A 24,440-nucleotide genomic window follows, 5' to 3' on the forward strand; every position below is an offset into this window, starting at 1 on the left:
GACCGGATAGAGACCGCCTATGAGCTGGATTGTTAAACCGTATTTCCTTAATCTTCGCCCCCTCGATACGCTGCACCCATTCTTTTTACAGGACTGTCGAGTTCAAGCCTTCCCCAAGTGCTTTCAACGGTCCTTTTTTATTCCCGCCGGCAATCCGGCGTTCCGCGCCAGGTGTTTCGGGCCGGTCAACAGGAGCAGGTCATGTCTGAAGTCCGTCATTCGCGAGTGATTATTCTCGGTTCCGGCCCTGCCGGTTACAGCGCCGCGGTCTATGCCGCCCGTGCCAACCTCAAGCCATTGCTGATCACTGGCATGCAAGCCGGCGGTCAACTGACCACCACCACCGAAGTCGACAACTGGCCGGGCGATGTCCACGGCCTGACCGGCCCGGCGCTGATGGAACGCATGAAAGAGCACGCCGAGCGCTTTGAAACCGAGATCGTGTTCGATCACATCAATGCCGTGGACTTCGCCTCCAAGCCGTACACCCTTATCGGCGACAGCGCGACGTACACCTGCGACGCCCTGATCATCGCGACCGGCGCCAGCGCCCGTTACCTGGGCCTGCCGTCGGAAGAAGCGTTCATGGGCAAAGGCGTTTCGGCCTGCGCAACGTGCGACGGTTTCTTCTACCGCAACAAACCGGTGGCTGTGGTCGGTGGCGGCAACACCGCTGTCGAAGAGGCGCTGTACCTGGCCAACATCGCCAGCACCGTGACCCTGATCCACCGCCGCGAAACCTTCCGCGCCGAGAAGATCCTGATCGACAAGCTGAACGCACGAGTGGCCGAAGGCAAGATCATCCTCAAGCTCAACTCCAACCTGGACGAAGTGCTGGGCGACAACATGGGCGTGACCGGTGCCCGCCTGAAGAACAACGACGGCAGCTTCGACGAGCTGAAAGTCGACGGCGTGTTCATCGCCATCGGCCACACCCCGAACACCTCGTTGTTTGAAGGTCAGCTGACGTTGAAAGACGGCTATCTGGTAGTGCAGGGCGGCCGTGACGGCAACGCTACCGCAACCAACCTCGAAGGTATCTTCGCCGCCGGTGACGTGGCTGACCACGTTTACCGCCAGGCCATCACCTCCGCTGGTGCCGGTTGCATGGCGGCACTGGACGCCGAGCGTTACCTGGACGATCTGCAGAACGTCAAGTTCTGAAATCGTTGAAATGAAAAAACCGGCTTCGGCCGGTTTTTTTGTGCCCACAGAAAGAGCGGTCAACATAAACCCTTGTGGGAGCTAGCCTGCTAGCGATGGTGTGTCAGTCACATCGATGTAGCTGACACACCATCGCTAGCAGGCTAGCTCCCACAGGGTTAACAGGGGTTGCGGAAATTGCGATCAGCCGCGAAACCGCTCTTGCACGAAGTCCATGACCTTCAACGACTGATAGATCGCATTGGCCGCAACCCGCCCGAACGGCCCGCCGTTCCAGTCCAGCAAGTACGGCTTGAACAACTCATATCGCACGCTTTCCCCGCACACGGCCTCAGCGATCACCCGACCGCCAATCGAGCCGGTATTCAGCCCGTGACCACCGAATGAGGTACAGGCCCACACACCGGGTTCCAGCAGTCCCAGGTTGGGCATTTTGTTGGTGGAATAACCCATCAGACCCGACCAGGCCAGTTCGATATTGACCGCGGCCAGTTGCGGATAAACCGAGACCATATCCGCCTTCAGCATCGCGGCCAGGGCTTTTTCATTCTGTTCATTGCGGGTGGTGATGCGTCCGCCCCACAGTAGGCGATCGCCTTCTACGATGCGGTAATAATCCGATGCGCGACGGTCATCGGAGAATGCCGCAGCGCAATCGAGCACGTCTTTGATCGAATCGCCCAAGTGCTCAGTCAACACCACGTAAGTGGCGATCGGCAGGTAGGCGCGGCTGAGTTTTTGCAGTTCCGGACCGCCGTAGCCGCCAGCGCAGAACACCAGGTCCTGACAGCGCACACTGCCGTGGGCGGTCTGGACGATTTTATTGGCCCCTTCGCGACGCCAGGCGAGCATTTTTGAATGTTCAAAAATACGCCCCCCCGCGGTTTCAATCGCAAGGGCCAGGCCCAGGCAATAATTCAACGGATGAAAGTGCATGGCGTTCGGGTCTTCGACACCCTGGAAGTAGCGCAGGGTGTGTGCCCGTTCTCGCACCTGAGCGGTGTCGAGGAAGTTGAGTTCGTAGCCGAAGTCACGGCGCATCGTGTCGATATGATTTTTCACACCCGCACTGTCGTCGTAGCGCTTGACCCGGATCGTGCCGGCGGACGGCGCGCAGCCGCTCAAGGACAGTTCGCTGATGTTTCGGCGAACAATCTCTACGCCTTCGACCGACATTTGAAACAACGCTTTGGCGTGCGCAAGGCCCAGTTTCTTGCGGATCGCTCCAGACCCTTCGGCCCAACCCGGCGAGACCACGCCGCCATTGCGACCGGACGCTCCCCAAGCCACCTGATGGGCTTCGAGAATGATCACGCGCTTGCCGCGCCGGGTCAGTTCAAGGGCCGCGGTAAGGCCGGCGATGCCAGCGCCAATGATGCAGACGTCGCAGGTTTTGTCAGTGTTCAACTCGGACCTGGCTGCGCGGGGCAGCGAGGTTTGGGAATACCAGGTGTTGGGGAAGGACATGGTCGATCCTTGATAAGTTGCCATTGTGGGAGCGAGCCTGCTCGCGAAAGCGCCGGCACATACAACATCAATGCAAGCTGACCCGGCATCTTCGCGAGCAGGCTCACTCCCACAGGGTTCAGGCGTTACTTGATAGTCGAGTAGTCGACGCCGTACCACTTGTCCGAGAGCTTGGTCAGCGTACCGTCCTTGTGCATTTCGCCGATGATTTGACTCAGCTTCGCCTTCAGCTCCGGGTCACCCTTGTCGGTGGCAACGGCCAGTGGTTCGTAGAACACCACGGCATTGTCGACGGCCCGCAGCGGGTAGCCTTTCTTGACGGCCGCATCCAGCGTGCTGCGTTGCGTGAGGATGGCGTCCAGTCGGGCGCCGTCGCCCAGACGCAGATCGTCCAGCGGTCCGACCGAACCGGCGTAGGTCTTCATTTTTTCGGTTTTTACGTCGTAAACGACCGGCGGCACGTCGGTGGTTTCGATGGCCAGCGCCTGACTGAAGTAGTCCTCTGAGGTTGTGCCGCCTTCGACGCCGATGGTTTTGCCATTCAGCGCTTTGTGATCGGTGACCGTGGATTTGTTGTGCACGGCGAACACATAGGGCACGTAGTAATAGGTGCCCGGGAAGTCGAGAATCCGCGCACGACTTTTGGTCGCGGTCATCGAGCCGACCGACACGTCCCAGCGACCGTTCCACTTGCCTGCGGTAATCACGTCCCAATCGGGTGTGATGAACTTGGCTTCGACGCCCAGACGCTTGGCGATCTCCTTGGACACGTCGATATCAAATCCGTCGATTTCATTCTTGTCGTTGATGAACCCCTGCGGAGGCCAGGTCGCCGAGGTGGCGACGGTCAACGTCTTGCTGCTTTCGATCTTGTCCAGAACGGCTCCGGCGTTCGCGGCGCCGACGAACAACAGTGACAGGGCAGCTGCGAGGGTGATTGCGGGTTTTTTACTGAGCATGTCCATCTCCACTTCTCGTTATTGTTATACGGGGTAAAGCGCTTCTCAGTGACCGATGATTTGCGACAGGAATTTCTGCGCGCGTTCGGTCTGCGGGTTGTTGAAAAACTCGGCCGGGGTGGCTTGTTCGATCACCTGCCCCTGGTCCATGAACAGCACGCGGTCGGCGACCTTGCTGGCAAAACCCATCTCGTGGGTCACGCAAATCATGGTCATGCCATCGGTGGCCAGTTCGCCCATCACGTCCAGCACTTCGTGGACCATCTCCGGGTCCAGCGCGGAGGTCGGCTCATCGAACAGCATCACTTTTGGATTCATGCACAGCGCACGGGCAATCGCCACGCGCTGCTGCTGACCGCCGGACAGTTGTGACGGATATTTGTGGGCGTGCTCGGCAATCCGCACGCGTTCCAGATAGACCTGCGCCCGTTTTTTCGCCTCGACCGAAGACACGCCCTGAACCAGCTGCGGGGCCAGTGTCAGGTTGTCCATTACGCTCAAGTGCGGGAACAGGTTGAAGCTCTGGAAAACCATGCCGATTTCGCTGCGCACGGCGCTGACGCTTTCGGCTTCGCTGGTGAGGGTGATGCCGTTGACCTGTATGTGGCCTTTCTGAAAATTCTCCAGGTGGTTGATGCAGCGAATCATCGTCGATTTGCCCGAGCCCGACGGGCCGCACACCACCAGGATTTCACCGGTGGCGACATTCAGGTCGACGTCGCGCAGGGCGTGAAAGTTGCCGTACCACTTGTTCAGGCCGGTGATGGAAATCATAGAAGGGCTGACCTGAGCAACAGGCGCCAGGTCGAGTTGTTCAGCGGTATTGGTTCGAGTCATCACGCATCAACCCCTTGCCACGGATCGGTTGACCCGTTTTTCGATTCGCGCCTGAACCCGTTCCAGAATGAATGACAGGGCCCAGTAAATCATCGCGGCGGTGATCAGCATTTCCAGGTGACGGAAGTCCGCGCGGCCCTGGGTCTTGGCCAGGTACATCAGCTCCCAGACACCGATAACCGACACCAGCGAACTGTCCTTGAGCATGGCGATGAACTGGTTGCCGGTGGGTGGAATGATCACGCGCAAGGCCTGCGGCATGATGACCCGGCTCAGGGTCTTGAACGGGCTTATGTTCAACGCCCGAGAGGCCTCCCACTGGCCGACTGGAATGCTCTGGATACCGGCACGGAAAATCTCGGTCATGTAGGCGCCGTAGCACAGGGACAGCGCGAGGATGCCGGCCGGCACCGCGTCGACCACGTAGCCCAGTTGCGGCAGACCGAGATAGATCAGGTAGATCTGGATGAGCAGCGGAACGCCGCGAAAGAACGAGGTGTAGAACGAGGCGAGGGCGTTGGCCAGGCCGTTGTTCGACAGCTTGGCCACCGCGCCGATCAGCGCCAGCACGAAGGCCAGCACAATCGCGATGGCGGAAATGTAAAGCGTGGTCGCGGCACCCTGAATGATCAGGAAACCGATCTTGTCGAGGATGAAACTGTAGGAGAGGTCGAAGGTGTCGAAGAAGGCCAGGAACAGGATCAGCAGCTCGATCCACACCACCGTCGTCTGCACCTTGAACTTCAGGCGTCCGAGGACGTGGAAATTCAGTGTGCCCAGTGCGGCGATGCCCAGCCCGATGGCGATGTTGCGTGCGGTCAGGCTGTCGGGCGCATTGCCCAGCAGCGGTTGCAGAAAATGGCTAAGGGCGCTGTTGCCCAGGTTCATCAGGTAGGAGCCGAGGAACAGCACCACGGCTACGCCGAGCAGGAATTGAGGATCGTTGGACTTTTTCTTATAAATTATATTGTCGTGATACATGTCTGCCTCAGCTTGTCGGTGGTGATGTTCTCGCTAGGTAAAGGGGTGTTTGGCTAATCCGAAGGGTCAGGCGAAGTGCTTTGTTACTGTTCGGATTCAGGTCTTTGGTCAGTATTACGACGCCGATTCCGGGACAACAAGCGAACATAATTCGCTACGTCAGTCCCGGAAATCGCATTGTTCAGGAGAGTTTCGCCAGGCAGGCCTCGAGAATGTCCAGCCCTTCCTCCAGCACGGCGGCCTCGGTGGTCAACGGCGCCAGCAGGCGAATGATGTGTCGCGACTTGCCGCTCGGCATCAGCAGCAGACCCGCATCGCGCGCCAACGCCAGCAACTGGGTGAGCTGCGCCGAGGCCGGTTTGCCGTCGGTGTTGATCAGCTCGATACCACGCATCGCACCGACGCCGGTCAAGCGGCCCAGGTACGGCGACAGCTTGCTGGCACGCCAGGCTTCGTAGCGACTGACAATCGCTTCTTCCTGTTGCGTACCCCATGCTTGCAGGTTCGCATCCGTCATTTCATCCAGCGTCGCCAACCCGGCGGCGCAGGCGATGGGGTTGCCTGAATAGGTGCCGCCGAGTCCGCCTTTGGGCAAGGTGTCCAGCAGCGCCTTGCGCCCGACCACGGCACCCAGTGGAACGCCGCCGGCGATGCTTTTGCCCAGCAGGATCAGGTCCGGCTCGATGCCCAATCGCGAAAACGCAAAACGCTCGCCGGTGCGGCCGAAGCCAGACTGGATTTCATCGGCGATCAACAGAATATTTTTTTCATCGCAGAACCTGCGCAGCGCTTGAGCGAATTCCACGTCCATCGCCAGGAAACCCGCCTCGCCCTGAACCGGTTCGACGATGAAACAGGCCACATCTTCGACGTCGATTTCGACGCTGAACAATCGATCCATGGCCTTCAACGTTTCGGCGCAGGTTACGCCGTTGTCCTTGCTCGGGAAGGGCAGGTGATACACCGGGCCTGGCAGCACGCCGACTTTCTGTTTGTACGGTGCGACTTTGCCATTGAGGTTGAGGGTAGCGAGCGTGCGGCCGTGAAAGGCGCCATCGAAGGCAATGACGGCTGTGCGACCGGTCGCACCGCGGACGATCTTCAGGGCGTTCTCCGCCGCTTCTGCGCCGCTGTTGGTGAGCATGCCACTGACAGCGTAGTCCACAGGAATGAACGCCGTCAGACGATCCATCAATTCGAGGTAGGGCACATGGGGGGCGGCGTTGAACGCGTAGTGGGTCAGACGCGTGGCTTGTTCGCGGATGGCCTCGACGATACGCGGGTGGCAATGGCCGAGGTTGAGTACGCCGATGCCGCCGACGAAGTCGATGTAGCGTTTGCCATCGGTGTCCCAGACTTCGGCGTTTTTGCCGTGGCTGAGCGTGACGGGGTGAACGACGTTGATCGACTGGCTGATGGTTTCGCTGCTCATGGATACCTGACTCAGAAGAAGGGATGCTTCTTTTTATCTAAGCCGCGAGCAGTGGTGCCCGGCAAACGAAATAAAGTCGCCGGGTCAATATTAAAAGTCGGGATGTAGTGGGGAAGATCAAAAGATCGCAGCCTCGTTTCACTCGACAGCTCCTACTGGGATCGTGTTTCCGTGTAGGAGCTGTCGAGTGAAACGAGGCTGCGATCTTTTGTTTTTTTCAATCAGCGGCGAGTCAGTGGTTGCTGCGCAAACTTCACACCGGCCAATCCATGGGCAATCAACGCGCGGATATTGCCGTGGTCGCTGCCTTCAGGCGTGGCCACCACCGAACGGTAATGCTCGCCAAACGCCAACAGCGCTTCTTCATCGCTCAAGCCTTCCAGCAGCGCCAAACCCAGGGTCTTGCACGAACCTTCGTTCTGCCCGGCAGCGTTTTCCACGCCGCCGTTGTTGAACGCCTGTGGCTGGTAATCGTAGCCGGCGGCGATGAACGCCAGGGTGTCGGCGAAAGCGTGTTCGCCGCTCTTGAGGCTGGCGCGCAGGGTGTTCAAATCACTCATTGGGTTTTCCTTTGGCAAACGCCGCCTGTTGGTCGGCGCTGGCTTCTTGCTGGTATTTGGCTTTCCATTCTGCGTACGGCATGCCGTAAACGACTTCGCGGGCGTCATCGAGGCTGACCTCGATCTGCCGTTCGTCGGCGGCCGCCTTGTACCACTTGGAGAGGCAGTTGCGGCAAAAACCGGAAAGGTTCATCAGGTCGATGTTCTGCACATCCTTGCGGCTGTCCAGGTGCGCGACCAGCCGGCGAAAGGCGGCGGCTTCAAGTTCCAGGCGTTGTTGATCGTTCATGGGGGTCTCTGCGAGACAGCTTTGAGCGGCAGGCTCCAAGCTGCAAGTGGATTGCGTTGGCTGTTAGCTTACCGCTTGAAGCTTACCGCTTGAAGCTTAGCGGCTCGCCGCCAGCGTGATCGACACCGATTCGGCGAATCGCAAGGCGTGCGGCTTGTCGACTTCGACCTCGGCATACAGCACCGATTCGTTGACCATGACCAGATCGAGGATTTCCTGGGTCAGGCGTTCGAGCAGCGCAAAGCGATTACCCTCCACATGGGCGATGATCGCCTTGGTGATGGTCCGGTAATTGAGCGCGTGATCGATGTCGTTGTCACGTACCGCTTCCTGAGCGGCGTAAAGAATGGTCAGGTTGATCAGCACATCCTGCTTGTTGAGGATTTCGTCTTCGTTGATGCCGATGAAGGTCCGCAGGCACAGGTCCTTGACCCGGATGCGTGCCGTTCCTGGTTGAAGTTGTGGCATTGCTACTTGCTCCGTCCAATCAATTGCAGGAACTCCTGGCGGGTGTTGCTCGACTCGCGGAAGGCGCCGAGCATCACCGAGGTGTTCATGGTCGAATTCTGCTTCTCGACGCCGCGCATCATCATGCACATGTGCTTGGCTTCGATGACCACCGCGACGCCTGCCGCGCCGGTCACTTGTTGCACCGCTTCGGCGATTTGCCGGGTGAGGTTTTCCTGGATTTGCAGGCGACGGGCGAACATGTCCACCAGTCGCGCAATCTTCGACAGGCCCAGCACCTTGCCGGTCGGAATATAAGCCACATGCGCCTTGCCGATGAAGGGCAGCATGTGATGTTCGCAGAGCGAGTACAACTCGATGTTGTCGACGATGATCATTTCATCGTTGTCGGACGCGAACAGCGCGCCGTTGACGATCTCTTCGACACTTTGCTCATAGCCATGGCAGAGGTACTGCATGGCCTTGGCCGCGCGAGCCGGGGTGTCTTGCAGTCCTTCGCGGTCGGGGTTTTCACCGAGGCCGATGAGAATCTCGCGATAGCTCTGAGACAGGGCATTGTGGTGCAGGGATAACGTCATGGAACATCCTCGCGGGGCCGCTTATTTGATGTGCCGCCCGCCGTTGACGGTCAGGGTCGTGCCGGTGACATAAGGGTTGTCGAGCAAATATCGCAGGCTCTGGTAGATCACCTCGCCGCCGGGCTCGATGCCCAGCGCGGATTTGGCCAGCGCCTTGGCGCGGTACGCCGCGTCATCGTCGGGATTGAACATTAGCAGGGCTGGCGCAATGCCGTTGACCTTGATTGTCGGCGCGTATTTCGCGGCGAAGGACAAGGTGAGGCTATCGAGGCCGGCTTTGCTGGCGCAGTAGCCGATATGTTTGCTGCTGCCCTTGCGGGTCACGTCATCGCTGATGTGCACGATGTCGGCCGGGCTTGAGCGATGAAGCAAGTCAGCACAGTGCAGATTGATCAGGTAAGGCGCCAGCATGTGCACGCTGAACATGCGGGTGAATGCTTCTGCTTCGGTGTCCGGGGTTTCGGCGAGCCATTCGGAAGCGTTATGAACGATCGCGCGAAGGACGTCGGTGTGGGTTTTCAATTCGCTGATGAACGCGTGGATTCCCACAGTGCTGGAAAAGTCGGCGAACACCGCGATCGCGCCCAAGTCGCGTAGTGCCTGCACGCCGGGGCGTTCGCTGCGGTAGCTGAAGATTACCGGATGGCCATCTTCGAGCAACCGCTGTGCGCAGTGCAGGCCGACACGCTGGCCGGCACCGGTGATGAGGATCGGAGCTGCGGAAGAGGTCATGAACGGCTCGCGTCGCGGTGAGAGCAAAACTATACCAGCGACGGGAGTTGTACACCTACGTGCCTTTGCAGGAGCAGGCGGTCAGGGGTTTTGAGTGGCGGGCAGCTTGGCCGGCAATGGACGTGCCGGTGTGCTGTTCAGCCAGTTGGCCAGCAGTCGGGTGGACAGTGGAATGAAGAAGTAGACCATCAGCGGCGTCAGGCACAAGGTGCTGATCAGCACCCGAGGCAGCAGGCTCAGTTCGCCAAGCAATGGCCCCAGCACAAAGTTGAACAGCAATGACACCGGGAAGAACGCCAGCCAGATCGCCACCGCCTGTTTCCAGCGAGGCGGGCGTTGGCCGACTGCGCCGAACCAGCCTTCGATGCCGCTGACGCGATGCTCTTTAGGGTGCGCAAACAGATCGCTGCCTCGGGCCAGCCATGCAGTGCGCGAAGCAGAATGCTCCCAGGCGTGCAGGGTGTGTTCGTTGGCAAAGCGGAAAATGATCTGGAATTCGTTATCGTCGGGTGGCGGAGCGAGCACGCCAGAACCGAGGTAACCGGGAAAGTCAGTCGCCAGTTGTTCGCCTTCGCGCAACCAGACCATCAGGTCCTGATAACGTCCCTCGGCGACGCGGCGTGCAACCATCAAGGTGACGGGGGAAGTAGACATTGTGTATCTCCGTATGACAATGCGGCCCTCCGGATAGGAGTTTCGCCAGGCGCAGCGCCGGGGTGATGGGCTGCGTCTTGAGACAAGCAAGGATTATTCCTGATTGTGTGGATGACACCAACGGCATTCGTCGTTTATTAATGAGTTGAATAGTGACAGGGCAGGAGAGTTAGAATGGGATCCAATTTAAACACGGACGTCGCCTATCAATGCCTGTACTGACTGACGTTGGCTCTGCCTCACAGGCGGATCTTTCCCTTCAGCGGGAAGATCTCTTTCCTATTCGTGAGGTGGCGCGCCTGACGGGGATAAACCCGGTCACGTTGCGCGCATGGGAGCGACGGTACGGCTTGATCCAGCCCACGCGCACCGAAAGCGGGCATCGGCTGTACTCGATGGCCGATATCGAGAAGGTCCGCAGCATCCTTGGCTGGATCGATCGCGGCGTTGCTGTCAGCAAGGTTGGCAAGATATTGGCCAAGAGCGAGCCTCTTCAGGTCTTGTCGCACCTTATCCCCAGCGATCTTGTTCAGGCCGACTACATCCAGTGGCAGCAGCAAGTCCAGGCAGCGGTCACAGCCTTTGACGAGGTGCAACTGGAGCATGTCTATGGGCAGATTTTTTCCAGCTATCCCCTGACGGTCGTATTCCAGGACATTTTGCTGGTGGTCTGGAAACATTTGCTTCAACGCCATGAAACGTTCGGGCAAGCCAGTGAATGGCTTTTTCTCGACGGGTTTCTGCGCTCCAGAGTGTTGCAACGATTGCTGCTGGTGCGTGTGATGCAACCGCGGCAGATCATTGTCTGTGCCTTGGCTGATCAAGCCCGTGAGCTGGAAGTTCTGATCACTGCGTTGTACCTGTGCAGTGTCGATTCGGCGATTCAGTTGTTGGCTATCGGCCAGCCATTCGACGAGTTGGCCCTGGTTTGCCAGCGGATCAAACCCAAGGCACTGGTACTGGTGTCCAATCATGCGCCGGCAGCCGAGTTGCCTCGACGTTTGAACCGGCTGGCTATCAGTCTGGACTGTCAGCTATTGCTGGCTGGCGATGCGTCGGACCTGGCACAGGAAAGCCTGGCCGGGTCGTCGATTGGATGTCTGGGGAATGAGGGGACGGTGATGCGCCAGCGCTTGAAACAGTTCCTGGCAGGAAACCTGGATACCTGAGTTTCAGATGTGCAGCGCAGGGTGTGTCAGACGATGCTGTTGAAGGATGTACTGGCGCAGGCGCTCGGTCTCGTCCTTGTCGGTCTGGCTTAGTTCGAAAGCGTAAAACCCTTGTTCGGTTTCACGTTCGAAGGTGCCACGCAACGCGATGCGCTCATAACCTGAAGGGCTGAACCACAATGCAAAGTGCTTGGGCGGCTTGGTCTTGTTGCGGACCTCCAGCAACACCCCTTTGAACGATATTTCGTGCACCCACATTGTTCCGGGTTGGCCCTTGGCATTTTCAAGCGCTACAGGCTCTTCGAGTGAAAGGCGCCAAGGTCGGACCATCGGCCCGTCCTCATAAATACTCGGCACTCCCAGGCGTAAATGCAGCGCATGAAACTCGTCTTCCACCAAGTGCAGTGGAAAGGTCATTTGCTGGTTTTCGAAGTTGGCCTGGATGGTGACCTGCTCATGTGCCGCGAGGCGCGTGAGCAAATCACGGATTTGCGAACCACCATTAACGAGCAGACTCGACGTCGCATCCCGCACATTGAGCTGCGGGTTGTGTTGCATGGTCTGGATAAAATCCAGCTCATCCTGGGTCAGGAGTGCGTCGCGCTGCATGGCTTGCTCGAAAGAAAAAGATACAAATTCATCGGTGATTGTAGTTAATGACACTTAATTCGCCGTTTTGTTTTTACCGTTCGTCGCTTTTTAGCGCGGCAAGTTCGGCCTGCAACTGTGCCACTTGCGCTTCCAACTGCGTAACCCGTTGCTGTGCCTTGACCTGAGTGGTGACATCTTTCTGCACGCCGACAAAGTAAGTCTGTCCGTCGCCCGGATTTTTCATTGTAGAAAGGGACAGTTCGTTCCAGAACGGCGTGCCGTCCTTGCGGTAGTTTCTCAGAGTCACCCGGCAGGATCCGCCACTGCTCAGTGCCTCGCGAATCGTTGCCAGGGCGTCTTGATCCCGGTCACCCGACTGCAGGAAGCGGCAATCCTGGTAGAGGATTTCTTCGCTTGTGTAACCCGTAAGGCGTTCGAACGCAGGGTTCACGTAAATCAGGATGGTGTCCTGGTCGCCTTCCTTTTCGGCAATCACGATGCCGTCATTGGAGGCGTTGATCACCATTTGCAGCAGATGAGCGTTGATCATCGGAGAGTCCTTTCCGTATTGATATGGATTTGCATTCTAAAAGATCAAACGAGCCTGTGCTGTTAATATCTGTGTTTTTACTCTGCTTCAGGATCGATTGATGAAAGTTGCCATCATTTCCGGCTCGGTGTACGGCACGGCTGAAGAGGTTGCCCGCCATGCCGCGACTATTTTGAATGCCGCGGGTTTCGAGACTTGGCACAACCCGCGTGCAACGCTCGCCGATGTCCAGGCTTTCGGCCCACAGGCGTTTTTGGCGGTGACCTCGACCACCGGCATGGGCGAGTTGCCGGACAACCTGCAACCCTTGTACTCAATGATCCGTGACCAGTTGCCTGCCGCCTGGCGCGGTTTGCCCGGTGCAGTCATCGGCCTGGGCGATGCGAGTTATGGCGATACTTTCTGCGGTGGCGGCGAGCAGATGCGCGAATTGTTCAGTGAGCTTGGCCTACGCGAAGTGCTGCCGATGCTGCGTCTGGACGCCAGTGAAAGCGTCACCCCGGAAACCGACGCCGAGCCTTGGCTGGCTGATTTCGTCAGCGCGCTGCGGGGCTGACCGGCCGCTCGCGCAACAGGGCGAGCCAGGCTTGCGCGGCTTTGGACAGGTACGCACCCTGACGCCAGATAAAGGCGATGTCCCAGCGCAGATAGCTCGGGGCTTTCAAGGTCAGGCGCACCACGCCTGGCCGCACCAGCCCGCGCGCCACCACGCTGGGCAACAACACCACGCCTTGACCTGCGGCCACCAACGCCGCCAGAAAATCCGCCTGACCGCTGCGCCCGCCTTCCTTGGGCGTAAACCCCAATTGATGGCAGGCCTGGAGCAATCGGTCGTTGAGCACGAAGCTGCGCTGATACAACAGAAACGGGGTGTCGGCCAGTTCCTCCAATCCAATCACGTTCTTTGCCGCAAGCGGATGATCGGCCGGTAGCAATGCGTCCAGCGGTTCATCGCAGAAGGGTTGGAAGGCAAACTGCGGATCCTTCGGCAAAAGACTGCCGCCGAGCTCCAGCTCACCGCTCAATACCGCCTGTTCGATGTTCAGGCTGCCGCCCTCAAGCAGCTGAATGCTGATATTCGGGTAGCGCCGCCGGTACTCGGCAAACAACTCGGCAAACAGCGCGTCGCTGCCCAGTAGCGGCAGACCCAGACGCAGCTCCCCACGGGCCAGTTGGCTTAAATCATCCAGTTCGCTGAGCAATTCGTTGCGCAGCCGAAGCATGCCTTCGGCCCGTTGCAGGACCACGCTGCCGGCGGCGGTCAGGCGCAACTGCGAACCCAGCCGCTCGAGCAGCGGGGTGCCCAGGCTCTGTTCCAGTTGCGCGACTTGCTTGCTCACCGCGGACTGGCTGAGGTGCAGGGTTTTGGCGGCTTGCGTGAACCCCCCTTGGCGCATCACTTCGACGAAGCTGCGTAGCTGTTTGAATTCCATGGGCCTGATTCCAGATTGGAATGATGTCGAGTCTAACAATTCGTTTCGGTGATGGAAGCGCGCTCCGTAAAATGAGCCCTTGAGAGGAACCACATCATGCATGCATCAACCCTGAAAAAACTGGCCCGACTGGTGACTGAACTGGCCGTGCTGCTCGGCATTTATCTGCTCGGCTGCGCAATCGCCACATGGTTTACCTGGCCGATCCCGGGTGGCGTCATTGGCATGGCATTGCTGTTGCTGGCCTTCGCCATTGGCTGGGTCAAGCCGGCGACGTTGCAAATGGGCGCAGGTTTATTAATGGCGGAGATGCTGTTGTTCTTTATTCCGGCGCTGATGAGCCTGCTCGATTATGGCGGCCTGATGCGCGATGACGGCTGGCGGATTCTGCTGGTGATCGGCATGAGTACGCTGATGGTGATGCTCGTGACGGCGTTTACCGTGGAAGCGGTGGTGCGGTTGAGGAGGCCCCATGAAGCTTGAGCTGATGCCGATGTTCTGGCTGGCCTTCACGCTGCTGGCCTATGTGTTCAGCCGCTGGATCTATCGGCGCACCGGTCGATATCTGTTGTCGCCGCTGATTCTGGTGCCTGCGCTGCTGTTGGCGCTCGCGGTGCCGCTGCACACCGCGTATGCCGAATATTCGAGCGACACCCATTGGCTGATGTGGGTGCTGGGACCGGTGACTGTCGCGTTTGCCGTGCCGATCTGGCAGCAGCGGCAAATGCTGATGCGGCATTGGTCGGCGTTGCTGCTTGGCATGCTGGCGGGCAGTGCGGCGTCCATCGGCACCTCGTTCGGTCTGGCCAAGGCGCTGGCGCTGGACAGTTCCGTGACCCTGTCACTGGTGCCACGCTCAATCACCACGCCGTTTGCCATGCCCCTGGCTCATGAGCTCGGCGGTGTTCCTGAACTGACGGCGGTATTCGTGATGTTCACCGGCGTGTTCGGAGCGATGCTTGGCGGCATATTGCTCAAGTGGCTGCCGCTGCGCAGTGCCTTGGCACGGGGCGCGCTGTTTGGCGTTGGCGCCCACGGCGCTGGCGTCAGCCGGGCCCATGAAGTCGGCGGTGAAGAAGGCTCGGTGGCGGGACTTGTGATGGTGCTGACGGGGCTGCTGAATTTGTTTTGCGCCCCGTTACTGGCGGCGGTCCTTTGACATGGATCCAGATGTTGGCCTGAACTGACTCGTTAGGCCATCAAGCTGGCTGCCAATGCAACTACGCGAGGTCCAAGGGCTGACTAGACTCTTGAGACGACAGTAGAACAATAAGAACAGGAGTCCTTGCCTTGAATGTTGCCCCCGTCCAATCACCCAACAATGTGAAAAACCAGGTCAGTGCCGCCGAATGGCAGACCCGCGTGGATCTGGCTGCCTGCTACCGTCTGGTTGCCGCGCATGGCTGGGATGATCTGATCTTTACGCACATCTCGGCCAAGGTGCCGGGGACCGAAGATTTCCTGATCAACCCGTTCGGGCTGATGTTTCACGAGATCACCGCCTCAAGCCTGGTCAAGGTCGATCAGGCCGGGAACAAGCTGATGGACAGCCCTTACGAAATCAACCCGGCCGGTTACACCATTCACAGCGCCGTGCATGAAGTGCGTCACGATGTGGTCTGCGTGCTGCACACCCACACGGCGTCGGGCGTTGCGGTATCGGCGCAAAAACAGGGCATTCTGCCGATCAGTCAGCAGTCGTTGTTTGTGCTGTCCAGCCTGGCGTACCACGCTTACGAAGGCGTTGCGCTGAACCATGAAGAGAAGGCGCGCCTGCAAGCCGACCTTGGCCAAAACAACTTCCTGATGCTGCATAACCACGGTCTGCTGACCTGTGGCAGCACCATCGCCGATACATTCCTGATGATGTTCACCTTCCAGCGCGCCTGCGATATCCAGGTTTTGGCGCAGGGCGGTGGCGCTGAACTGATCGCCATCGAACCGCAGATTCTGGCGGGCGCCAAGGCGATGATCGCCGGCGTTACCAAAAGTGCTCAAGGGATGGGCGGCGCGCTGGCCTGGCCGGCGCTGCTGCGCAAACTCGATCAACAAGACCCGGGTTATAAACTCTAATGCAACTCGCCGAGATCCCCCTGTGTGTCTGGCGTAAACGCGGCCAGACGTTTGTGTTTCGTGGGCAGACCATTCGTTACTGGACAGCCGGGCAGGGTGAGCCGCTGTTGCTCATTCATGGCTTCCCGACAGCCAGTTGGGACTGGCATTACCTGTGGCAGCCTCTGGCGCAGCGCTATCGAGTGATTGCCTGCGACATGCTCGGCTTCGGTGACTCCGCCAAACCGACCAACCATGAATACAGTTTGCTGGAGCAGGCCGATCTGCAGCAGGCCTTGCTCGCGCACTTGAATGTCGAACGGCCGGTGCACCTGTTGGCCCATGATTATGGCGACAGCGTGGCCCAGGAGTTGTTGGCGCGGCATTACGAGACCCGCGTGGAGATCGCCAGTTGTGTGTTCCTCAACGGTGGCCTGTTTCCTGAAACCCATCGTCCGGTGTTGATGCAAAAACTCTTGCTCAGCCCCTTGGGCTGGATGATCGGACGAGCCTTTACCCGCGACGGACTGGTGAAGAATTTCCGGCAGATATTCGGTCCGAGAACATCCCCCAGCGAAAGTGAAATGGATGACTTCTGGAGCTTGATTGACAGCAATCACGGCCCACGGATCATGCACAAACTCATCGCCTACATTCCCGAACGGCGGGTCCAGCGCGAGCGCTGGGTCGGCGCCATGCAGCGCGGTGAAGTGCCGCTGCGAGTGATTGACGGTGAGGTCGATCCCATTTCCGGTGCGCACATGGTCAAGCGCTATCGGGAACTGATCCCCGACCCGGACACCGTCCTGTTGCCTGACATTGGCCATTACCCGCAATCCGAGGCCCCGGCACTGGTGCTCAAACATTACCTCGAGTTTCGTGATCGGCTGGTTTCACCGCCGCTCAAGGTGGCTTGTTCCTGATTATCCCCCAGCCTTATCGAGCACCATTCAGCCCCACCCTTGTTCATTGTGACCAGCAGCGCCGTGCCTGACACTCGGGCTTATTGTCCTTGGCCTGCTGGAGTTTTCCCCATGAATGAGTCTGTGCGCTTCGAAGATAAAGTCGTGATCGTCACCGGTGCAGGCGGCGGCCTGGGCCGTGCGCACGCCCTGCTGTTTGCCAAACACGGCGCCAGAGTGCTGGTCAACGATCTCGGCGGCTCGGCGCAAGGTGAAGGCGCCAACGCTTCGGCAGCAGACCGCGTCGTGGCAGAAATTCGCGAGGCTGGCGGCATCGCCGAGGCCAACCACGACTCCGTCACCGATGGTGACAAAATCGTCCAGCACGCCCTCGACGCCTTCGGCCGCATCGATGTGGTGGTCAACAACGCCGGGATCCTGCGCGACAAGACCTTCCACAAAATGGACGACGCCGATTGGGACCTGGTTTACCGCGTCCACGTCGAAGGCGCCTACAAAGTCACCCGCGCCGCCTGGCCGCACATGCGCGAGCAAAACTATGGCCGCGTGATCTTCACCGCCTCGACCTCGGGCATCTATGGCAACTTCGGCCAGTCCAACTACGGCATGGCCAAACTCGGCCTCTACGGCCTGACTCGCACACTCGCCATCGAAGGTCGCAAGAACAACATCCTGGTCAACGCCATCGCGCCAACCGGCGGCACGCGCATGACCGAAGGCCTGATTCCGCCGCAAGTGTTCGAGCAACTCAAACCGGAACTGGTGAGCCCGTTGGTGGTGTACCTGGCCAGCGAAACCTGCCAGGAGACTTCCGGGCTGTTTGAAGTCGGCGGCGGCTGGATGGGCAAAGTGCGTTGGGAGCGGAGCCTGGGCGCCGGGTTTGATCCACGGGAGGGGTTCTCGCCGGAGGATGTGGCGGCGCATTGGCAGCAGATTTGTGATTTCGAAGGCGCCGCGCATCCGAAGGACAACATCGAGGCGCTGAAGGAAATGATGGCGAATTTGCAGAAGTATTCGATCTGACGTTGATGTGTTGCGCAGGGCTTTTCAGAGCCCTGCCATGCCCCCGCTTGTTCCCCTCGCTACAAAACCATCGCCCATAAAAAAGGCCGCTGCAAACGCAGCGGCCAAAGCAAGACGTTGGATCAAGGAGCTACAAATCAACGTCAGTGTACTCAGGGCGATCAATCGATAAGCATCGATTCATCTGGATTCTGTCAGCGATGATGTGGATTGATCACACCTCATCGCTTTGTGCTTTCTGGCGGTTCACCTTGAAAGCCCGGCAAGAATAAGCCGTTGAGCCCTAAGGAAAAATAGCGATTCGCGACATGCAGTGTTGCAGCCTGAGCAACAGTCCCGGTTCCCGCCACGCCATTCCCCCTGTAGTCGCAGTCGAGCGCAACCGTCGGCAATAGCCAGCATCAGCCCTCGTTCATGCATCTGGCTGATAACCCTCCATCCAGCCCATCCATACACCGCGCAAACCCGCGCTCCATCCGGGCATTCATACTTAAGAGGTACACCGCGAATACCTCCTTGGTGCGCTTATCGCTCCCAACGTGCGGCAGTAGGGTGGGGCCTTCTGTCACTCACCGGGGAAGACGCATGACAAAAACAACAATGCGCGCCATCTTCACGCCGCAAGCGCTGGCTGCTGCGGTTGCCTTGGGTTGCTGTGCCCAGGCGCAGGCTGTTTCATTCAACATTGGCGAAATCGAGGGATCGTTTGACTCCTCGCTGTCCGTCGGCGCGAGTTGGGGCATGCGCGATGCTGATAAGTCGTTGGTGGGCACTGTCAACGGCGGGACCGGTCAGTCTTCGACCGGTGACGACGGCCGGCTGAACTTCAAGAAGGGCGAAACCTTCTCCAAGATCTTCAAGGGCCTGCACGACCTCGAACTGAAATATGGCGATACCGGCGTGTTCGTCCGTGGCAAGTATTGGTACGACTTCGAGCTCAAGGATGAAGACCGCGAGTTCAAGCAGATCAGTGACAGTGGCCGCAAGGAAGGCGCCAAGTCTTCCGGGGCGGAGCTTCTCGATGCCTTCGTTTATCACAACTATTCCATCGCCGATTTGCCGGGCACCGTGCGCGCGGGCAAGCAGGTGGTCAGTTGGGGTGAAAGTACCTTCATCGGCAACTCGATCAACAGCATCAACCCGATCGACGTCTCCGCGTTCCGTCGCCCGGGCGCCGAGATCAAGGAAGGGCTGATTCCGGTCAACATGCTGTTCGCCTCCCAGGGTCTGACCGATCAGCTCTCGGTGGAAGGTTTCTATCAACTGGAGTGGGACCAGACCGTCGTCGACAACTGCGGCACCTTCTTCGGCAACGACGTAGTGGCGGACGGTTGCAACAACAACTACACCGTCGGCAGTCCGGCGATTGCCCCGTTGGCGCCTTTGGCATCGGCCTTCGGTCAACCGATCCAGGTAACCCGCGAAGGCGTGGTCGTTCCCCGTGGTGGCGACCGCGATGCGCGGGATTCCGGGCAGTGGGGCACGGCGTTGCGCTGGCTCGGTGATGACACCGAGTACGGCCTGTACTTCATGAACTACCACAGCCGCACACCGACTGTCGGCACCACCACCGCCGGCCTGTCGACGCTGGCCAGCCTGCCGGGCATGGTGAGTGTGGCCAACCGTCTGGCGCCGGGCAGCGGTGCGGGGCTGGCGCAAAGCGTGATGCTCGGACGCGGTCAGTACTACCTCGAATACCCGGAAGACATTCGTCTCTACGGCGCGAGTTTCTCCACCACCTTGCCTACCGGCACAGCGTGGAGCGGCGAGATCAGCTATCGCCCGAATGCTCCGGTGCAGGTCAACACCAACGACCTGACCCTGGCCATGGTTAACCCGATTGCTGGCGGAGCCGCTTCACCGATTGCCACTACTCCTGGCGCTGACAACAAAGGCTATCGCCGCAAGGAAGTCACGCAGATCCAGAGCACCCTCACTCAGTTCTTCGATCAGGTATTGGGCGCTCAGCGCTTGACGCTGGTGGGCGAGGCGGCAGTGGTTCACGTCGGTGGTCTGGAACCGCGTAGCCGTCTGCGTTACGGCCGCGACTCGGTCTACGGCCAGTACGGTTTTGGCGGCGATACCGAAGGCTTCGTTACCTCGACCTCCTGGGGCTACCGCGCCCGGGCGATTCTCGACTATGCCGACGTCTTTGCCGGCGTCAACCTCAAACCCAACCTGTCCTGGTCGCATGACGTCGCGGGCTATGGCCCCAACGGACTGTTCAACGAAGGCGCCAAGGCGGTCAGCGTCGGCGTCGATGCCGACTACCGCAACACCTATACCGCGAGCCTGAGTTACACCGATTTCTTCGGCGGTAACTACAACACCCTGGAAGACCGTGACTTCCTGGCACTGAGCTTCGGCGTGAACTTCTGATTTGGCTGAGAAGGATGAATTCAATGCGCAAGATGATTCTGCAATGCGGCGCCCTGGCCTTGAGCCTGCTGGCTGCCAACGTGATGGCGGCGGTATCGCCCGAAGAAGCGAACAAACTCGGCGCCACGCTCACCCCGCTGGGTGCCGAGAAGGCTGGTAACGCTGATGGCTCGATCCCGGCGTGGACCGGTGGTATCCCGAAAAACGCGGGCGCTGTCGACAGCAAGGGCTTCCTGGCTGACCCTTTCGCCAGCGAAAAACCGCTGTTCGTGATCACTCCAGCCAACGTCGACAAGTACAAGGACAAACTTTCGGAAGGTCAGGTGGCGATGTTCAAGCGCTACCCGGAAACCTACAAGATCCCGGTCTACCCGACTCACCGCACCGTGGCCGTGCCGCCGGAAATCTACGAATCGGCCAAACGCAGTGCGCTGAACGTGAACAGCATCAACGACGGTAACGGCCTGGCCAATTTCACCGGAAACCGCTACTACGCGTTTCCGATTCCGAAGACTGGCGTGGAAGTGTTGTGGAACCACATCACCCGTTATCACGGTGGCAACCTGCGCCGCATCATCACTCAGGTGACGCCGCAGACCAACGGCAGCTACACGCCGATCCGCTTCGAAGAAGAGATCGCCGTTCCGCAACTGATGAAAGACCTGGACCCGGAAAAGGCCGCGAACGTGCTGACCTTCTTCAAGCAGTCGGTGACCGCGCCGGCGCGTCTGGCCGGTAACGTGCTGCTGGTGCACGAAACCCTCGATCAGGTGAAAGAGCCGCGGCTGGCCTGGATCTACAACGCCGGACAACGTCGTGTGCGTCGCGCGCCGCAAGTGGCCTACGACGGGCCGGGCACCGCCGCCGATGGTCTGCGCACCTCCGATAACTTCGACATGTTCTCTGGCGCACCGGATCGTTACGACTGGAAACTGGTCGGCAAGAAGGAAATGTACATCCCGTACAACAGTTACAAACTCGACTCGCCGAGCCTCAAGTACGACGACATCGTCAAGGCTGGCCACATCAACCAGGACCTGACCCGCTATGAATTGCACCGTGTCTGGGAAGTGATCGGCACAGTGAAGCCGAGCGAGCGACACATCTACGCCAAGCGCCACATGTACCTCGACGAAGACAGCTGGCAAGTCGCGCTGGCCGACCACTACGACGGTCGTGGCCAGCTGTGGCGAGTGGCCGAAGGTCACGCCCAGTATTACTACGATCACCAGACTCCGGCCTACACGCTCGAAGCGCTCTACGACATCATCGCCGGTCGCTACATTGCGCTGGGGATGAAGAACGAAGAGAAACACAGTTTCGAGTTCGGCTTTGAGGCCAAGTCTGCCGATTACACGCCATCGGCACTAAGGGCGGAGGGCGTCCGGTAAGTGACTTGATTCACTGGCAATGCAAAAGGCGACCCATGGGTCGCCTTTTTTATGGCTGCCAATCAGCGCCCTGAATACTTCTCAACAAGCGGGCTTCAGAGGGCTAGGGTTGTCGGACAATTATAAATAGGCACGCCGCAATGACCGCCATGACCCCGTGTCTGGACCGTCCTGGATTTCTGCCCCGTCTGTCTTCGCATCACCTGTCGCGTGATCGATTGACCGAGCCTTTGCTGACTTCGGCAGCACGAGTGAAATTACTCTGCGCGCCCGCCGGCAGCGGCAAGACCGCGCTGCTCACTGATTGCCTGCTACAGGCCCCGCCCCAGTGTCGGGTGTGTTGGCTGCCGCTGTCAGGCGTGGCATTGAGTACCGCGGAATTTTGCCAGCGTCTGGCGCAGACATTGGGGCTGGCGTCTGCGCAAGAGTCGGACGTGCTCGGTGCGTTGGCTCGATTGCAGGCGCCGACCTGGCTGTTTGTCGATGACTATTGCCGCGTTCCGAACCCGGAACTCGATCACCTGTTGGACCGCATGCTGGCCGTCAGCAGTCCGATGCTGACCTGGTGGCTGGGCGGTCGACGTCGCCCGCAATGCAACTGGCCACGATTGCTGCTCGATGACGAGTTGTACGAATGCGAGCGCGCCACGCTGGCCTTCAATCAAACGGAAATCGCTTCGCTGTTGCGTCACCTGACACCGGTCGATGCCAGCACCGCTGCCAGCAAAATCATCCAGCGCAGTGGCGGCTGGTGCGCCGGTGTGCGTGTTGCGCTGCTGCAAAAATGCGACTGGTCGCGCAACGATCCGCAGCACAGCCGACCGGACACGTTACTCGATTACCTCGAACACGAACTGTTCACCAGCCTGACCCCGGAGCTGGCGGAAGTCTGGCGGGTGCTCGCGCATTTTCCGCGATTCAATGCACGCCTGTGCGATCACCTGTTTGGGGCGGGTGAAGGTGCGCAGTTTTTGAAAACGTTGCAAGAGTTAGGGTGTTTTATCGAGCCCTGGAGGGATACGGACGACTGGTTGCAGATTTTCCCACCGCTCACGCAATTGATGCGCGCTGAACAATGGCCGGCAGGGCGCTCATGGCATCGTCGTGCCTGCCAGTGGTTTGCGGCCGAACTCGATTGGAAAGCGGCCTTCGAACATGCCTTGCTGGCTGAAGAGTTCGAGGTCGCGGTCAGCCTGTTGCAGCATTTCAGTTTCGAGCACCTGTTCGAGGAACAGACGGTCGTGCTGCTGTTGCATTTGCATGAACAACAGGGCGAAGAGCTGATGCTCGGGTCATCGCAACTGGTCGGGCTGATCACCGCTGCCTTGTTGTTTGCCGGTCGATTCGGGCAAGCCGCTGATTGCATCGAGCATCTGTCTCGATTCACTCCTCAGCCTTCGGCATTCCTTCAGCGGCAATTGATTGCGCGCTGGCAGGCCCAGCAAGGCTGGCTACTGCATTTGCAGGGGCATATGGAGGGATCGCGAGCGCACTTTGTCGATGCACTGAGCGTACTCGGTCCTGACCTATGGCCCGTGCGCTTGATGTGCCTGTCGGGTTTGACGCAACAGGCCTTGCTGCGCGGTGAGCTCGATGTCGCGCAGGCCATCAACCGCGATGCGTTGTGCCTGGCGCGAGCACAAGGCTCGCTGGTATTCGAAGGGCTGCTGGAACTCGATCACGCGCAATTGCTGGAGCAACGCGGGGCCCCTCAACGTGCCGAAAGTGTGCTCGCCAACATCCATGGCCTGCTCACCCGGCAGCATCGAAGAGCCGAGCCTTTACTGGGGCGGATTGCCTTGCATCGTGGCCGGTTGAGTTTGACTCAGGGCCTGGATGCCGTGGCTTCGGAGTATTTCGAAACAGGGCTGCAGATCTGCCTGCGCAACCATGACAAACGGGTGCTTTATGGCTTCCTTGGATTGGCGCAGTTAGCAGCCAATAAGCGTGACTATGCTCAAGCGTTTGTTCATCTGCGCGATGCCGAACGCTTGATGCAGCAACGGCAGATTCCCGACACCGTTTATCGCGGTGCGCTGTTGCAGGTCAGCAGTCAACTCTGGCTACAGCAGGGGCGCCCCGAACTGGCCCATGAAGCGCTTAGCCGGGTGCTACGCCACTACCGTAGTCCGTTGGCGCGACAGGCTCCACCGGCAACATTAATGTTGATTGCACGGAATGAATACTTGCTGGTATTGGCGCAGGTTTATCTGCACCAGGCCAAGGACCCGATGAGTCAACTCGCCCCGCTGCTTGAACAGTCGCAACGGTCGGCCATGTTGGCGCTGGAAGTCGAATTGCTGTTCGCGGGGGCTGAAGTTGCATGGCTGAGCGGTGATTGCGTCAGGGCCAGAGAGTTTTTGCAAAGGGGCTTGAACCTGGTTGATCGTTGCGGTCTCCGACAAGCGTTCTGCGAGTTGCAACTGCGTCAGCCCGACCTTCTATCAACGTTGGGCGTTTCCGGCTTCTGTCTTGAAAACACAGTGCTCGCTAGTGAAGTAAACCCACTCAGTCAGCGTGAAGTTGAAGTGCTCAAGTTGATTGCCATGGGCAATTCCAATCAGCAGATTGCAGAGCAGCTGTTTATTTCGTTACATACAGTCAAAACTCATTCTCGGCGTATTCATGGAAAGTTAGGTGTGGAGCGTAGGACTCAGGCAGTTGCAAAGGCCAAGAAGCTGGGGGTGCTTGATTGAAAAGGAGGTTGGCTGGTTGTAGTGCGGATTTGCTTTTTATTGTTTTTAAAAATAACCGGGTCTTTTCGTGTGGGTGAAGAGTCGTAACTTACATAACAAGAATGATGTTGTG

General features: G+C 59.0%; 24 protein-coding genes and 1 pseudogene. 11 read left to right on the top strand and 14 right to left on the bottom strand.

Annotated elements, in window-relative coordinates; all coding sequences use genetic code 11:
• Positions 1-201: 201 nt before the first annotated feature.
• Positions 202-1,164: a thioredoxin-disulfide reductase gene (gene trxB, locus K5K95_RS13430; RefSeq protein WP_222589808.1), complete on the top strand. Its 963-nt coding sequence runs from the start codon at positions 202-204 to the stop codon at positions 1,162-1,164.
• Positions 1,165-1,347: 183 nt separating this feature from the next.
• Here trxB and K5K95_RS13435 read toward each other — a convergent pair whose 3' ends face one another.
• From K5K95_RS13435 to K5K95_RS13485, 11 genes are all read right to left on the bottom strand, one after another.
• A complete protein-coding gene (locus K5K95_RS13435) occupies positions 1,348-2,631 on the bottom strand; it encodes an NAD(P)/FAD-dependent oxidoreductase (protein ID WP_222589809.1) in 1,284 nt (427 codons plus the stop codon).
• A 125-nt stretch (positions 2,632-2,756) separates the two neighbouring features.
• A complete protein-coding gene (locus tag K5K95_RS13440; RefSeq protein ID WP_405046063.1) occupies positions 2,757-3,590 on the bottom strand; it encodes a transporter substrate-binding domain-containing protein in 834 nt (277 codons plus the stop codon).
• Positions 3,591-3,635: 45 nt separating this feature from the next.
• Positions 3,636-4,364, bottom strand: a complete 729-nt coding sequence (locus tag K5K95_RS13445) for an amino acid ABC transporter ATP-binding protein (RefSeq protein ID WP_222590340.1) — start codon at positions 4,362-4,364, stop codon at positions 3,636-3,638.
• A 69-nt stretch (positions 4,365-4,433) separates the two neighbouring features.
• Positions 4,434-5,408: an amino acid ABC transporter permease gene (locus K5K95_RS13450; protein ID WP_033057925.1), complete on the bottom strand. Its 975-nt coding sequence runs from the start codon at positions 5,406-5,408 to the stop codon at positions 4,434-4,436.
• Positions 5,409-5,589: 181 nt separating this feature from the next.
• Positions 5,590-6,840 carry an aspartate aminotransferase family protein gene (locus tag K5K95_RS13455; RefSeq protein ID WP_222589811.1) on the bottom strand — a complete coding sequence of 417 codons (1,251 nt, stop codon included), beginning with the start codon at positions 6,838-6,840 and terminating at the stop codon, positions 5,590-5,592.
• A gap of 221 nt (positions 6,841-7,061) precedes the next feature.
• The gene (locus tag K5K95_RS13460; RefSeq protein ID WP_222589812.1) at positions 7,062-7,400 is read right to left on the bottom strand and encodes a HopJ type III effector protein; all 339 of its coding nucleotides are present in this window, start codon (positions 7,398-7,400) and stop codon (positions 7,062-7,064) included.
• Positions 7,393-7,689 carry a DUF1244 domain-containing protein gene (locus tag K5K95_RS13465; protein ID WP_222589813.1) on the bottom strand — a complete coding sequence of 99 codons (297 nt, stop codon included), beginning with the start codon at positions 7,687-7,689 and terminating at the stop codon, positions 7,393-7,395. Before K5K95_RS13465 ends, K5K95_RS13460 begins: the two co-directional genes overlap by 8 nt.
• A 96-nt stretch (positions 7,690-7,785) precedes the next feature.
• Positions 7,786-8,157 (bottom strand): dihydroneopterin triphosphate 2'-epimerase, encoded by a 372-nt coding sequence (gene folX, locus K5K95_RS13470; protein WP_046045886.1) that lies wholly within the window; start codon positions 8,155-8,157, stop codon positions 7,786-7,788.
• 2 nt (positions 8,158-8,159) lie between these two features.
• Positions 8,160-8,735 carry a GTP cyclohydrolase I FolE gene (gene folE, locus K5K95_RS13475; protein WP_222589814.1) on the bottom strand — a complete coding sequence of 192 codons (576 nt, stop codon included), beginning with the start codon at positions 8,733-8,735 and terminating at the stop codon, positions 8,160-8,162.
• A 21-nt stretch (positions 8,736-8,756) separates the two neighbouring features.
• Positions 8,757-9,467 (bottom strand): dihydromonapterin reductase, encoded by a 711-nt coding sequence (gene folM / locus K5K95_RS13480; protein ID WP_222589815.1) that lies wholly within the window; start codon positions 9,465-9,467, stop codon positions 8,757-8,759.
• A gap of 81 nt (positions 9,468-9,548) precedes the next feature.
• Positions 9,549-10,121, bottom strand: a complete 573-nt coding sequence (locus tag K5K95_RS13485) for an antibiotic biosynthesis monooxygenase (RefSeq protein ID WP_222589816.1) — start codon at positions 10,119-10,121, stop codon at positions 9,549-9,551.
• 209 nt (positions 10,122-10,330) lie between these two features.
• Here K5K95_RS13485 and K5K95_RS13490 point away from each other — a divergent pair, with 209 nt between their 5' ends.
• A complete protein-coding gene (locus K5K95_RS13490; protein WP_222589817.1) occupies positions 10,331-11,290 on the top strand; it encodes a MerR family transcriptional regulator in 960 nt (319 codons plus the stop codon).
• A gap of 3 nt (positions 11,291-11,293) precedes the next feature.
• Here the strand turns inward: K5K95_RS13490 and K5K95_RS13495 are convergent, their stop codons facing one another.
• Together K5K95_RS13495 and K5K95_RS13500 are read right to left on the bottom strand one after the other, a co-directional pair.
• Positions 11,294-11,899, bottom strand: coding sequence for a hypothetical protein (locus K5K95_RS13495; protein ID WP_222589818.1), 606 nt, complete (start codon positions 11,897-11,899; stop codon positions 11,294-11,296).
• 54 nt (positions 11,900-11,953) lie between these two features.
• Positions 11,954-12,431: pseudogene (locus tag K5K95_RS13500) on the bottom strand (PAS domain-containing protein).
• Between the two features lie 100 nt (positions 12,432-12,531).
• Between K5K95_RS13500 and K5K95_RS13505 the strand changes: the two are divergent.
• On the top strand, positions 12,532-12,987 hold the full coding sequence (locus K5K95_RS13505; protein ID WP_222589819.1) for a flavodoxin: 456 nt from the start codon (positions 12,532-12,534) through the stop codon (positions 12,985-12,987).
• On the opposite strand, the gene K5K95_RS13510 is transcribed toward K5K95_RS13505, so the two are convergent.
• Positions 12,968-13,864, bottom strand: a complete 897-nt coding sequence (locus K5K95_RS13510; protein WP_222589820.1) for a LysR family transcriptional regulator — start codon at positions 13,862-13,864, stop codon at positions 12,968-12,970. The two genes, K5K95_RS13505 and K5K95_RS13510, sit on opposite strands and share 20 nt — an antisense overlap.
• A gap of 96 nt (positions 13,865-13,960) precedes the next feature.
• Here K5K95_RS13510 and K5K95_RS13515 point away from each other — a divergent pair, with 96 nt between their 5' ends.
• The 8 genes from K5K95_RS13515 (at position 13,961) to K5K95_RS13550 (ending at position 24,328) form a co-directional block, all read left to right on the top strand.
• Positions 13,961-14,347 carry a CidA/LrgA family protein gene (locus tag K5K95_RS13515; protein ID WP_222589821.1) on the top strand — a complete coding sequence of 129 codons (387 nt, stop codon included), beginning with the start codon at positions 13,961-13,963 and terminating at the stop codon, positions 14,345-14,347.
• Positions 14,337-15,023 carry an LrgB family protein gene (locus K5K95_RS13520; protein WP_222589822.1) on the top strand — a complete coding sequence of 229 codons (687 nt, stop codon included), beginning with the start codon at positions 14,337-14,339 and terminating at the stop codon, positions 15,021-15,023. Before K5K95_RS13515 ends, K5K95_RS13520 begins: the two co-directional genes overlap by 11 nt.
• A gap of 131 nt (positions 15,024-15,154) precedes the next feature.
• The gene (locus tag K5K95_RS13525) at positions 15,155-15,937 is read left to right on the top strand and encodes a class II aldolase/adducin family protein (protein ID WP_222589823.1); all 783 of its coding nucleotides are present in this window, start codon (positions 15,155-15,157) and stop codon (positions 15,935-15,937) included.
• Positions 15,937-16,839 (top strand): alpha/beta fold hydrolase, encoded by a 903-nt coding sequence (locus K5K95_RS13530; RefSeq protein WP_222589824.1) that lies wholly within the window; start codon positions 15,937-15,939, stop codon positions 16,837-16,839. The genes K5K95_RS13525 and K5K95_RS13530 overlap by 1 nt, the downstream gene beginning before the upstream one ends.
• A 111-nt stretch (positions 16,840-16,950) precedes the next feature.
• The gene (locus K5K95_RS13535; protein WP_222589825.1) at positions 16,951-17,862 is read left to right on the top strand and encodes an SDR family oxidoreductase; all 912 of its coding nucleotides are present in this window, start codon (positions 16,951-16,953) and stop codon (positions 17,860-17,862) included.
• Positions 17,863-18,447: 585 nt separating this feature from the next.
• On the top strand, positions 18,448-20,241 hold the full coding sequence (locus K5K95_RS13540) for a DUF1302 domain-containing protein (RefSeq protein ID WP_222589826.1): 1,794 nt from the start codon (positions 18,448-18,450) through the stop codon (positions 20,239-20,241).
• Between the two features lie 23 nt (positions 20,242-20,264).
• Positions 20,265-21,632 (top strand): DUF1329 domain-containing protein, encoded by a 1,368-nt coding sequence (locus K5K95_RS13545; protein ID WP_222589827.1) that lies wholly within the window; start codon positions 20,265-20,267, stop codon positions 21,630-21,632.
• A 140-nt stretch (positions 21,633-21,772) separates the two neighbouring features.
• Positions 21,773-24,328 carry a LuxR C-terminal-related transcriptional regulator gene (locus K5K95_RS13550; protein ID WP_222589828.1) on the top strand — a complete coding sequence of 852 codons (2,556 nt, stop codon included), beginning with the start codon at positions 21,773-21,775 and terminating at the stop codon, positions 24,326-24,328.
• The last annotated feature ends 112 nt before the right edge of the window (positions 24,329-24,440 follow it).

The sequence above is a fragment of the Pseudomonas sp. DR48 genome (assembly GCF_019823085.1).
Classification (GTDB): Bacteria; Pseudomonadota; Gammaproteobacteria; order Pseudomonadales; family Pseudomonadaceae; genus Aquipseudomonas.

Bases quoted from the DNA above. Each gene is read 5' to 3' on its own strand.
- folX (WP_046045886.1), bottom strand. From the start codon at position 8,157: ATGCCACAACTTCAACCAGGAACGGCACGCATCCGGGTCAAGGACCTG.
- K5K95_RS13485 (WP_222589816.1), bottom strand. From the start codon at position 10,121: ATGTCTACTTCCCCCGTCACCTTGATGGTTGCACGCCGCGTCGCCGAG.
- folM (WP_222589815.1), bottom strand. From the start codon at position 9,467: ATGACCTCTTCCGCAGCTCCGATCCTCATCACCGGTGCCGGCCAGCGT.
- K5K95_RS13550 (WP_222589828.1), top strand. From the start codon at position 21,773: ATGACCGCCATGACCCCGTGTCTGGACCGTCCTGGATTTCTGCCCCGT.
- K5K95_RS13540 (WP_222589826.1), top strand. From the start codon at position 18,448: ATGACAAAAACAACAATGCGCGCCATCTTCACGCCGCAAGCGCTGGCT.
- K5K95_RS13495 (WP_222589818.1), bottom strand. From the start codon at position 11,899: ATGCAGCGCGACGCACTCCTGACCCAGGATGAGCTGGATTTTATCCAG.
- K5K95_RS13445 (WP_222590340.1), bottom strand. From the start codon at position 4,364: ATGATTTCCATCACCGGCCTGAACAAGTGGTACGGCAACTTTCACGCC.
- K5K95_RS13440 (WP_405046063.1), bottom strand. From the start codon at position 3,590: ATGCTCAGTAAAAAACCCGCAATCACCCTCGCAGCTGCCCTGTCACTG.
- K5K95_RS13530 (WP_222589824.1), top strand. From the start codon at position 15,937: ATGCAACTCGCCGAGATCCCCCTGTGTGTCTGGCGTAAACGCGGCCAG.
- K5K95_RS13450 (WP_033057925.1), bottom strand. From the start codon at position 5,408: ATGTATCACGACAATATAATTTATAAGAAAAAGTCCAACGATCCTCAA.
- K5K95_RS13460 (WP_222589812.1), bottom strand. From the start codon at position 7,400: ATGAGTGATTTGAACACCCTGCGCGCCAGCCTCAAGAGCGGCGAACAC.
- K5K95_RS13490 (WP_222589817.1), top strand. From the start codon at position 10,331: ATGCCTGTACTGACTGACGTTGGCTCTGCCTCACAGGCGGATCTTTCC.
- K5K95_RS13515 (WP_222589821.1), top strand. From the start codon at position 13,961: ATGCATGCATCAACCCTGAAAAAACTGGCCCGACTGGTGACTGAACTG.
- trxB (WP_222589808.1), top strand. From the start codon at position 202: ATGTCTGAAGTCCGTCATTCGCGAGTGATTATTCTCGGTTCCGGCCCT.
- K5K95_RS13545 (WP_222589827.1), top strand. From the start codon at position 20,265: ATGCGCAAGATGATTCTGCAATGCGGCGCCCTGGCCTTGAGCCTGCTG.
- folE (WP_222589814.1), bottom strand. From the start codon at position 8,735: ATGACGTTATCCCTGCACCACAATGCCCTGTCTCAGAGCTATCGCGAG.
- K5K95_RS13465 (WP_222589813.1), bottom strand. From the start codon at position 7,689: ATGAACGATCAACAACGCCTGGAACTTGAAGCCGCCGCCTTTCGCCGG.
- K5K95_RS13455 (WP_222589811.1), bottom strand. From the start codon at position 6,840: ATGAGCAGCGAAACCATCAGCCAGTCGATCAACGTCGTTCACCCCGTC.
- K5K95_RS13535 (WP_222589825.1), top strand. From the start codon at position 16,951: ATGAATGAGTCTGTGCGCTTCGAAGATAAAGTCGTGATCGTCACCGGT.
- K5K95_RS13505 (WP_222589819.1), top strand. From the start codon at position 12,532: ATGAAAGTTGCCATCATTTCCGGCTCGGTGTACGGCACGGCTGAAGAG.
- K5K95_RS13520 (WP_222589822.1), top strand. From the start codon at position 14,337: ATGAAGCTTGAGCTGATGCCGATGTTCTGGCTGGCCTTCACGCTGCTG.
- K5K95_RS13435 (WP_222589809.1), bottom strand. From the start codon at position 2,631: ATGTCCTTCCCCAACACCTGGTATTCCCAAACCTCGCTGCCCCGCGCA.
- K5K95_RS13510 (WP_222589820.1), bottom strand. From the start codon at position 13,864: ATGGAATTCAAACAGCTACGCAGCTTCGTCGAAGTGATGCGCCAAGGG.